This window comes from Streptomyces sp. NPDC052043, assembly GCF_044548235.1.
Classification (GTDB): domain Bacteria; phylum Actinomycetota; class Actinomycetes; order Streptomycetales; family Streptomycetaceae; genus Streptomyces.
In genome coordinates, this window is sequence record NZ_JBIUBT010000007.1 from 174,267 (window position 1) to 184,052 (window position 9,786).

At 74.4% G+C, this 9,786-nt stretch carries 1 protein-coding gene; it reads left to right on the forward strand.

Annotation, left to right across the window (positions count from 1 at the left end; translation table 11 throughout):
* Positions 1-19 precede the first annotated feature (19 nt).
* Positions 20-9,769, forward strand: a complete 9,750-nt coding sequence (locus ACIHCX_RS19635; protein WP_400031026.1) for a type I polyketide synthase — start codon at positions 20-22, stop codon at positions 9,767-9,769.
* Positions 9,770-9,786 lie beyond the last annotated feature (17 nt).

Sequence of the window (9,786 nt, forward strand, 5' to 3'; positions counted from 1 at the left end):
GATGACGAGGACGGACCCGATGCCGGAACCCCAGCAGAACCAGCAGGAAAAAGTTGTCGACTACCTTCGCCGGGTCACCAACGATCTGCGCCGCGCCCGCCGCCGCATAGGCGAGTTGGAATCCCGTGACAACGAGCCCGTCGCGATCGTCGGAATGAGCTGCCGGCTGCCGGGCGGAGTGAGATCGCCGGAATCCCTGTGGGAACTCGTGGAATCCGGCGGGGACGCCATTTCCGGTTTTCCCGTCGACCGCGGCTGGGACATCGAGGCACTCACCGGAAACGGCGAGGGAAGCAGTTCCACGCACGAGGGCGGATTCCTCTACGAGGCCCCCGACTTCGACGCCGGATTCTTCGGCATCTCGCCGCGCGAGGCGACCGCCATGGACCCCCAGCAGCGCCTGCTGCTCGAAGTCTCCTGGGAGGCCCTGGAGCGGGCCGGCATCGCCCCCACCTCCCTGCGCTCCAGCTCGACCGGCGTCTTCGTGGGCTCCTACCACTGGGGCGCCCCCTCCGCGGACACCGCCACCGAACTCCACGGCCACGCCCTGACCGGCACCGCCGCCAGCGTGCTGTCCGGCCGGCTCTCCTACGTCTACGGTCTCGAGGGGCCGGCGGTCACCGTCGACACCGCGTGCTCCTCCTCCCTCGTCGCCCTGCACCTGGCGGCCCAGTCGCTGCGCCGCGGGGAGTCCTCGCTCGCCCTCGTCGGCGGTGTCACCCTCCTCGCCGAGCCGTCCGTCTTCGTGGAGTTCAGCGCCCAGGGCGGCCTGGCCAACGACGGCCGCTGCAAGGCGTTCTCCGACGACGCCGACGGCACCGGCTGGGGCGAGGGCGTCGGCGTCCTCGTCGTCGAGCGGCTCTCCGACGCCGTCCGCAACGGCCACCCCGTGCTCGCCGTGCTGCGTGGGTCCGCCGTCAACCAGGACGGCGCCTCCAACGGCCTGAGCGCCCCCAACGGCCGCGCCCAGGAACAGGTCATCCGCCAGGCCCTGGACCACTGCGGCCTCACCGCGGCCGATGTCGACGCCGTCGAGGCGCACGGCACCGGCACCCGGCTCGGCGACCCCATCGAGGCACAGGCCCTGCTCGCCACCTACGGCCAGGAGCACGGCCCCGAACAGCCCCTGTGGCTGGGCTCCCTGAAGTCCAACATCGGCCACACCCAGGCCGCCGCCGGTGTCGCGGGCGTCATCAAGATGGTCATGGCGCTCCGTCAGGGCGTGCTGCCCCCGACCCTGCACGCCGCCTCGCCCTCCGGCCACGTCGACTGGGAGTCGGGCCACGTCCGCCTCCTGAACGAGGCCGTCACCTGGCCGGAGACCGGCCGTCCACGCCGCGCCGCCGTCTCCTCCTTCGGCATCAGCGGCACCAACGCCCACGCTGTGCTCGAGCAGGCCCCCGTGCCCGCCGAGGACGCCGAGACCGAGGACGCCCCGCAGCAGCCGGCCGCCGTGCCGGGTGCCCTGCCGTGGCTGCTCTCCGCCCGCTCCGAGCAGGCGCTCCGCGACCAGGCAGCCGCCCTCGTCACCCGCTTCGAGGCCGACACCGAGCCGCGCCCCCAGGACGTCGGCCACAGCCTGCTGACCTCCCGGGCCCTGCTGGAGCGCCGGGCCGTCGTCGTCGGGGCCGGCCGCGACGAACTGCTCACCGGTAGCCGCGCGCTGGCCGAGGGCCAGTCCTGGAACGGACTCGCCGAGGGCGTCGCCGACGTCGACGGCCGCACCGTCTTCGTCTTCCCGGGCCAGGGCTCCCAGTGGGTGGGCATGGGTGCCCGACTCCTCGACGAGTCGCTGGTGTTCGCGGAGCGGATCGTCGAATGTGCCGCTGCGCTCGCCGAGTTCACCGACTGGGACCTGGTCGACGTCCTGCGGGGCGTCGAGGGTGCTCCGACGCTGGAGCGCGTGGACGTCGTCCAGCCCGCGTCGTTCGCCGTGATGGTGTCCCTGGCCGCGGTGTGGCGGGCGCAGGGTGTGGAGCCGGACGCGGTGGTGGGTCACTCGCAGGGTGAGATCGCGGCGGCCGTGGTGTCCGGTGCGCTGTCGCTGCGTGACGGTGCCCGGGTGGTGGCGCTGCGCAGCCAGGCCATCGGCCGGACGCTGGCCGGGCGGGGCGGGATGATGTCGGTGGCGCTGCCCGTCGCCGAGGTGGAGGCCCGTCTGGAGGCGTTCGGTGGACGGGTGTCCGTCGCCGCCGAGAACGGCCCCCGCTCCTGTGTGGTCTCCGGTGAACCCGGCGCCCTGGACGAGCTGTCCGAGCTGCTCACCGCCGAGGGCGTGCGCGTGCGCCGCGTACCCGTGGACTACGCCTCGCACTCCCACCATGTCGAGGACCTGCACGACGAGATCCTCCAGCTGCTGGCCGAGGTCGCGCCCAAGGCGTCCGAGGTTCCGCTGTTCTCCACGGTCACCGGTGACTGGCTGGACACCACCGTCATGGACGCCGGCTACTGGTTCCGCAGCCTGCGCGGCCGGGTGCTGTTCGCGGACGCCATCCGCGGTCTGCTCGACACCGAGCACCGCGCCTTCATCGAGGTCAGCTCGCACCCCGTGCTTGCCATGTCCGTCCAGGACATGATCGACGACGCCGGTGTGGTGGGCGTGGCCTCCGGCACCCTGCGCCGTGACAACGGCGGTGTCGACCGCTTCCTGCTGTCCGCCGCCCAGGTGTTCGTGCGTGGCGTCCAGGTCGACTGGGCCCCGCTGTTCGAGGGCACCGGCGCGACCCGGGTCGACCTGCCCACCTACGCCTTCCAGCACGAGCGGTACTGGAACGACCGTGCCATCGTGGACCGTTCGGCCTCCGCACCGATGGACGCCGACTTCTGGGCGGCCGTCGAGCAGGCGGACGTCTCCGCCCTGACCGAGGCGCTCGGCACCGACGAGGAGTCCGTCGCCGCGATCCTGCCCGGCCTCGCCTCCTGGCGCCGCACCCGCGGCGAGCGCTCCACCGTCGACTCCTGGCGCTACCGGGTCACCTGGGAGCCGCTGGCCCAGATCCCGCGCGCCACCCTGGACGGAACCTGGCTGCTGGTGTCCGCCGGCGGCGTCGACGACGACGTCGCCGAGACGCTGGAGGCCCATGGCGCCGAGGTGCGCCGCCTGGTCCTCGACGAGAGCTGCACCGACCCCGCCGTCCTGCGCGAGCGCCTCACCGACACCGACGGCCTCACCGGCATCGTCTCCGTCCTCGCCGACGCCGAACAGGACTCCGTCCGCCACCCCGGACTGACCCTCGGACTCGCGCTGTCGGTGTCGCTGGTCCAGGCCCTCGGCGAGGCCGACGTCCCGGCCCCGTTGTGGTTCCTGACCCGCGGTGCCTTCTCCACCGGCCCGTCCGACCCCGTCACCCGGCCGCTGCAGAGCCAGATCGCCGGACTCGGCTGGACCGTCGCCGTCGAACACCCCCACCGCTGGGGCGGCGTCGTCGACCTGCCCGAGGCGCCAGCGCCGCAACAGGCGACGTCTGCCCCGTCGCGACGCCCGGCACGCACTCTCGCCGCACCGGCCGAAAGCCCAAGTACGTCCAGTACGAGGACTTCCGGCCGGCACGCCGAGAGCACGCACCGGACGCCGCTCCTTGACGGGCAAACGTCACCTGCCGCGGCGCTGGACGCCCGCGCCGCCCAGCGGCTCGTCGCCGCCCTCGCCGGCGCGCTCGGCGACGACGACCAGCTCGCCGTGCGGCCCGCCGGTGTCCTCGCCCGCCGCATCGTCCGCGCGAGCGGCGACACCCGCCGCAAGGCCCGCTCCTGGAAGCCGCGCGGCACCACCCTGGTCACCGGCGGCTCCGGCACCCTCGCCCCCGGACTCGCCCGCCATCTGGCCGCCCAGGGCGCCGAGCACCTGGTGCTGCTCAGCCGCCGCGGCGCGGACGCCCCCGGCGCGGCCGAACTCGCCGCCGAACTCGCAGCGGCGGGCACCGAGGCGCAGTTCGCGGCCTGTGACATCACCGACCGCGACGCGGTCGCCGCCCTGCTCGCCGACCTGAAGGCCGAGGGCCGCACCGTCCGCACGGTCGTGCACACGGCCGCCGTCATCGAGCTGGCCGCCCTCGCCGACACCACCGTCGACGCGTTCGCCGACGTGGTGCACGCCAAGGTCACCGGCGCCCGGATCCTCGACGAACTCCTCGACGACGAGGAGCTGGACGACTTCGTCCTGTACTCCTCCACCGCCGGCATGTGGGGCAGCGGCGTGCACGCCGCGTATGTCGCGGGCAACGCCTATCTGTCCGCGCTCGCCGAACAGCGCCGCGCCCGTGGCGCCCGCGCCACCTCCATCCACTGGGGCAAGTGGCCCGACGACCTCGAGCGCGAGCTGGCCGACCCGCACCAGATCCGCCGCAGCGGCCTGGAGTACCTCGACCCGGAGCTGGCGATGACCGCCCTGACCCGGGTCATGGAGGACGACGAGAACGTCATCGGTCTGATGGACATCGACTGGGGCACGTACCACGACGTCTTCACCGCCGGACGGCCCTCGCACCTGTTCGACCGGATCCCCGAGGTGGCGCGGCTGCTGGCCGACCGGGCCGCGCCCGCCGCGAGGGCCACCGCCACCAGCGGCCTGGCCGCCCGCCTCCAGGGCGTGTCCGCCGCCGAGCAGGACCGGATCGTGCTCTCCGTGGTCCGCGAGGAGACCGCCGCAGTCCTCGGCCACGCCTCCGCCGACACCGTCCCGGAGCGCCGCGCCTTCCGCGACATCGGTTTCGACTCGGTGACCGCCGTCGACCTGCGCAACCGCCTGGTCGCCGCGACCGGGCTCACCCTGCCGTCCACCATGGTCTTCGACCACCCCAACGCGGTCGCGCTCGCCACGTTCCTGAAGGCCACCGCGCTCGGCACCACCGGCACGGCCGGCGACCGGCCCACCGCCGCGGTCACCGCGGGCGCCGATGACGACCCGATCGTCATCGTCGGCATGAGCTGCCGCTTCCCCGGCGGCGCGAACACCCCGGAGGAGCTGCTGCGGCTCGCCCTCGACGGCGCCGACGTCATCTCCGAGTTCCCCGCCGACCGCGGCTGGGACGCCCACGGCCTCTACGACCCGGACCCCGACCGGCAGGGCCGCACCTACTCCGTGCACGGCGGCTTCCTGCACGAGGCGGCCGGCTTCGACGCAGGGTTCTTCGGCATCTCGCCCCGCGAGGCGCTGGCCATGGACCCGCAGCAGCGGCTCCTCCTGGAGACCTCCTGGGAGGCCCTGGAGCGGGCCGGCATCGACCCCGAGTCGCTGCACTCCACCGCCACCGGCGCCTTCTTCGGCGCCAGCTACCAGGACTACTCCAGCAGCGTGCAGAACGGCACCGAGGGCGCCGAGGTGCACATGATGACCGGCACCGCGGCCAGTGTGCTGTCCGGCCGGGTCTCCTATCTGCTGGGCCTCGAGGGCCCGGCGGTCACCGTCGACACCGCCTGCTCCTCCTCCCTGGTCGCGATGCACCTGGCCTGCCAGTCCCTGCGCAGCGGCGAGAGCAGCCTCGCCCTGGCCGGCGGCGCCGCCGTCATGGCCACCCCGCACGCGTTCGTCGGCTTCAGCCGGCAGCGCGCACTGGCCGAGAACGGCCGCTGCAAGCCGTTCGCCGAGGCCGCCGACGGCATGACCCTCGCCGAGGGCGTCGGCGTCGTCCTGTTGGAGAAGCTCTCCGACGCCCGCCGCAACGGCCACCGCGTCCTCGCCGTCGTCCGCGGCTCCGCCCTCAACCAGGACGGCGCCTCCAACGGACTGACCGCCCCCAACGGCGTCTCCCAGCAGCGGGTCATCCGCCAGGCCCTCGCCAACGCCGGACTCGGCACCGCCGACATCGACGTGGTCGAGGCGCACGGCACCGGCACCAAGCTCGGCGACCCCATCGAGGCCGGCGCCCTGCTCGCCACCTACGGCCAGGGCCGCGACGGCGGACAGCCGCTGCTGCTGGGCTCGGTGAAGTCCAACATCGGCCACACCCAGGCCGCCGCGGGCGTCGCCGGTGTCATCAAGATGGTGATGGCCATGCACGCCGGCGAAGTGCCCGGCACCCTGCACATCGACGAGCCCTCCAGCCATGTCGACTGGACCTCCGGCGCCGTCACCCTGCTGCGCGAGCGCACCGCCTGGCCCACCACCCAGGACCGCCCCCGCCGGGCCGGCATCTCCTCCTTCGGCATCAGCGGCACCAACGCCCACCTCCTCCTGGAGCAGGCCCCGCCCGCCGAGGAGCCCGTCGAGGCGCCCTCCGAAGAACCCGCCGGTGACATCGAGGACGCCCCGCTCGTCCCCTGGCTGCTGTCCGCCAAGTCCGCGCAGGCGCTGCGCGAGCAGGCGTCCCGGCTGCTGACCGCGACCACCGGCACCGACGTCACCGTCGAGCCCTCCCGCGTCGGACACGCCCTGGCCACCACCAGGACCGCCTTCGACCACCGTGCCGTCGTCCTCGGCAGCCGGCCCGAGGACTTCACCCGCGGCCTGGAGGCCGTGGTGTCCTCCGCGTCCGCCCCCGGCGTCGTCACCGGCACCGTGGGACCGGACTCCACGGGGCCCGTCTTCGTCTACCCGGGCCAGGGCTCCCAGTGGTGGGGGATGGGCCGCGAACTCCTCGCCGGCTCCGAGGTGTTCCGCACCGCCGTCGACGACTGCGCCGCGGCGCTCGCCCCGTACACCGACTGGTCGCTGCACGACGTGCTGGCCGGCGAGGGCGACCCGGAGCTCCTGGAGCGCGTGGACGTCGTCCAGCCCGCCCTGTTCTCGATGATGGTCGCACTCACCGCGCTGTGGCGGTCACACGGCGTCGAACCGGCCGCCGTCGTCGGCCACTCGCAGGGCGAGATCGCCGCCGCCCATGTCGCCGGGGCGCTCAGCCTGGAGGACGCCGCCCTCGTCGTGGCGCTGCGCAGCCAGGCCCTGCCCCAGCTGTCCGGGCTCGGCGGCATGATGTCCGTCTCCGCGCCCGCCGCACGCGTCACCGAACTCCTTCAGCCCTGGGGCGAGGCGCTGTCCATCGCAGCCGTCAACGGCCCCTCCTCGGTGATCGTCTCCGGCGACGCCGACGCCCTCGACGAACTCCTGGAGACCTGCCGCGAGCAGAACGTACGGGCCCGCAAGGTGTCCGTGGACTACGCCTCGCACGGCCGGCACGTCGAGGCCGTGCGCGACGAACTCGCCCGCGTCCTCGCCCCCGTCAGCCCCCGCACCCCCGAGGTGCCGTTCTACTCGACCGTCACCGGCGCCCGGCTCGACGAGGCGGCCTTCGACGGCACCTACTGGTACACCAACCTGCGGCAGACGGTGCTGATGGAGGACGCCACCCGCGCCCTCATCGCCTCCGGACACCGGGTGTTCGTGGAGATCAGCCCGCACCCGGTGCTGGCCGCCCCGATCCAGGAGACCCAGGAGAGCCTCGCCGAGAACGCGGTGGAGTCGGCCGAGACCGGCGCCGTCCTCGGCACGCTGCGCCGCGACGACGGCGACCGCCGCCGGTTCCTCACCTCGCTCGCCGAGGCGCACACCCACGGCATCGCCGTCGACTGGACCACCGCCTTCGACCGCCCCGCGTACGCGGCCGTCGACCTGCCGACCTACCCCTTCCAGCGGCAGGACTTCTGGCCCGAGCCGAAGGCCGCCGCCCCCGCGGGCACCGCCGACGCCTCCGACGCCGCCTTCTGGGAACTGGTCGAGAACCAGGACCTCGACGCGCTCGCCGGTGAACTCGGCATGCCCGCCGACGACGGCGCCGCCCGGCTCGGCGACGTGCTGCCCGCGCTGTCCGCCTGGCGCACCCGCTCCCTCACCCGCTCCCGGGCGGACGCCCTGCGCTACCACATCGAGTGGAACCGGGTCTCCGAACCCGGCACGGCCCGGCCCGCCGGCCGGCTGCTCGCGGTGATCTCGCCGGACCATGCGGGCGCCCCCTGGGCCACCGCCGTCCTCGACGCGCTCGGCCCGGACACCGTCCGCTTCGAGGCCAAGGGCACCGACCGGGCCGCCTGGGCCGCGCAGCTCGCCCAGCTCCGCGAGGACGAGGGGGAGTTCCACGCCGTGGTCTCGCTGCTCGCCGCCGCCGAGGCACTCCACACCGACCACGGTTCGGTGCCTCTCGGCCTCGCCCAGACCCTCCTCCTCGCCCAGGCCCTCGGCGACGCGGGACTCACCGCGCCCCTGTGGTGCCTGACCCGGGGCGGTGTCGCCGCCGGCCGCGGCGATGTCCTCAGCAGCCCCGTGCAGGGTGCGCTGTGGGGCCTCGGCCGGGTCATCGGCCTCGAACACCCCGACCGGTGGGGCGGTCTGATCGACCTGCCGGAGACGGTCGACACCCGGGCCGCCGCCCGGCTCACCGGACTGCTCGCCGACGCGGGCGGCGAGGACCAGCTCGCGATCCGCGGCTCGGGCGTGCTCGCCCGCCGCCTCGCCCACGCCGCCCCGGCCGTACCCGGCTCCGGGAAGCGCCCGCCGGTCCACGGCTCCGTCCTCGTCACCGGCGGCACCGGCGGCATCGGCGGCCGGGTCGCCCGCCGCCTCGCCGAACAGGGCGCCGCACACCTGGTGCTGACCAGCCGGCGCGGCGCCGACGCCCCGGGCGCCGCCGAACTCCGCGCCGAACTGGAACAGCTGGGCGTCCGGGTGACCATCGCCGCCTGCGACGCCGCCGACCGGGACGCGCTCGCCGCGCTGCTGGCCGAGCTGCCCGAGGACGCGCCGCTCACCGTGGTCTTCCACTCCGCCGGTGTGGCCCACGACGACGCCCCGGTCGCCGATCTGACGCTCGGTCAGCTCGACGCGCTGATGCGTGCCAAGCTGACCGCCGCCCGGCATCTGCACGAGCTGACCGCCGACCTCGACCTGGACGCGTTCGTGCTGTTCTCGTCCGGCGCCGCGGTCTGGGGCAGCGGCGGCCAGCCCGGCTACGCCGCCGCCAACGCCTACCTCGACGCCCTCGCCGAGCACCGCAGGTCCCTCGGCCTGACCGCCTCGTCGGTGGCCTGGGGCACCTGGGGCGAGGTCGGCATGGCGACCGACCCCGAGGTCCACGACCGGCTCGTCCGCCAGGGCGTGCTGGCCATGGAACCGGAACACGCGCTGGGCGCCCTCGACCAGATGCTCGAGAACGACGACACCGCGGTCGCCGTCACCCTGATGGACTGGGAGATGTTCGCGCCCGCCTTCACAGCGAACCGGCCCAGCGCCCTGCTGAGCACCGTCCCGGAGGCCGTCTCGGCCCTCAGCGACGAGGGCCCGGCCGACGGTGGCGCCGACGCGGCCGCGCCGCCGCTGCGCGCCCGCCTGGACGGGCTGCCCACCGCCGAACGCGCCCGTGCCCTCGTCGAGGCCGTCCGCGCCGAGGCGTCCGCGACCCTCGGCCACGACAGCCCCGACGCGGTGCCCGCCTCACGCGCCTTCCGCGACGTCGGCTTCGACTCCGTCACCGCCGTCGAACTGCGCAACCGGCTCCGCGCCGCCCTCGGGCTGCCCCTGCCGGCCGCCCTGGTCTTCGACTACCCGACCCCCGCGGCCCTCGCCCAGCACATCGGTTCGCTGCTCTACGGCACCGCACCCGATGAGGCGGACACCGGCCGCGCCGACGACCCCGATGCCCGTATCCGCGAGGCCCTCGCCACCGTCCCGATCGGACGGCTGCGCAAGGCGGGCCTCCTCGACATGGTTCTGAAACTCGCCGAGTCCGACGACACCGAGGACAGCGCCACCGCGGCGGACGACGCGGCGGACTCCCTCGACCTCGACGACATGGACGCCGAAGCCCTGCTGCGGCTGGCCGCCGAGAACTCGGCGAACTGAAAGAGAGCTGGCACACG

Excerpts from the sequence above, each read along its gene's own strand:
- ACIHCX_RS19635 (WP_400031026.1), top strand. The coding sequence starts at position 20 with ATGCCGGAACCCCAGCAGAACCAGCAGGAAAAAGTTGTCGACTACCTT.